This window comes from Shewanella sp. 10N.286.51.B2 (assembly GCF_041469265.1).
In the GTDB taxonomy this organism is placed as follows: Bacteria; Pseudomonadota; Gammaproteobacteria; order Enterobacterales; family Shewanellaceae; genus Shewanella.
This window is the reverse complement of the sequence record NZ_JBFRKH010000132.1, coordinates 1-1,539: the sequence shown is the minus strand read 5'-3', so window position 1 is coordinate 1,539 and position 1,539 is coordinate 1. Positions and strand designations below refer to the sequence as shown.

Here is a 1,539-nt window from a genome sequence, read left to right as displayed (position 1 = left end):
GACAATAGCATTGTGGTACCACCTGATCCCATCCCGAACTCAGTAGTGAAACGCAATCGCGCCGATGATAGTGTGGGGTCTCCCCATGTGAAAGTAGGTCATTTCCAGACGCTAAATTAGAATAATCCCTGACTCTATGAGTCAGGGATTTTTTCGTTTAGGATTTTAAAATAAATAAGTCCTTTTGGTGTTAGGTTTAGTTAATAGCCTACTCGAAATCAGTGTGGACGACATGGCCATGTGAAAGTAGGGTGCAATGTCTGTGTTTATAAAGCAACGCTTTATGCAGACATGGAGCGCGGAGGATTTATCCGCAGCTGAACATCGCGAAGCGCCTAATACGAATAATCCCTATTTGGTGTTATGTTTAGTAAAACTTGCTGGTAATCAGTGTGGACGACATGCCTATGTGAAATGGGGTCATCGCCAATCGTCTAATCAATATTAAGCCCGTCACTGTGTAGCGGGCTTTTTGCGTTTATGGTTTTAATAAAACTGGAATAGATCAGTAGAGCTAATATTAGCAGATCTGGTTTGGTGAATTATTTGAAGCTTTTATCTTTTATATAACGGTTAATTAAAGCTATTGCATTGAAAATATCTTCTTACAACGTGCAGTGTTTGTGTTCTATTACTGAAGAACTCTTCAGCTCTTCTACTTACTGGATAGTCTCTTTACGAACGACATTCTTTGCTAAAAAACTTTAATCAACAACGATTACCTGGATTGGCCTGTTAGCAGCACTAACATGACTATTTCTGTGGCTGGGGAGTAATGCTATTAACATTGAGGCTGCAGTGCTTAAAATAATATTGTTTTTTATGCTAATTTCCTCATGTTGAACTAGAATTGAATGCCGCATTGGAACTTATGCGGATAAATTATGACCTTTTAGAAAGCTCGAAAATTCACAGCTCCAAAACTGGTAGATAGTTTTACGGTAGTCATTGCCGTGTTTTGAGTTAAGCGTTACATGGCACCAGCACAAAAATGAATGTTATCCTTTTCTATTACTGGGCTTAACACAATTTAAGCGGTTGGTATATTATCCCTAGAGTGCCACTTTTTGGCTCGCTGTGTGGATAACCTTGGGGGTAATAAGTGTGTATCCTGTACTTAAACAATTAATGATTAAAAACTTCATTTTTATGCATAAAAGCCCTTGCGCTAAATCTTAACTTGCCTATAATGCGCATCCACTGACACGGCGACAGGCCAATAGCCTCAAGGTGTTAGCGTTAATTAAGACGCTTTTAAAGCTTCATAATTAACCGGTTGAAAAGCATTTTAAATTAACGTTAAAAATGACTTGACGCCAACAACGGGAAGTGTAGAATACGCATCCCTAAGCCAACGACCTAGCGTCAAATGGCTGCTGATATGAAAGATTATTTCTTACATAATTAGCAACGCTCTTTAACAAATCAAACAAGAAATCTGTGTGGACACTCACAGGTGTTGAGTTAATCGAAATTGCTCATTCTTTCTCGTAAAGAGTGAAGCAATCAAAATTATTACTCAATGTAACGATGAGTGTT

The 1,539-nt window shown here is 38.5% G+C and carries 1 protein-coding gene and 1 rRNA gene; both read left to right on the top strand.

Annotated features, from left to right (window positions below; genetic code table 11):
• Positions 1-110: ribosomal RNA gene (rrf, locus tag AB4140_RS19725) — 5S ribosomal RNA — on the top strand; the annotation flags it as partial.
• 173 nt (positions 111-283) lie between these two features.
• On the top strand, positions 284-448 hold the full coding sequence (locus AB4140_RS19720; RefSeq protein WP_372002331.1) for a hypothetical protein: 165 nt from the start codon (positions 284-286) through the stop codon (positions 446-448).
• The last annotated feature ends 1,091 nt before the right edge of the window (positions 449-1,539 follow it).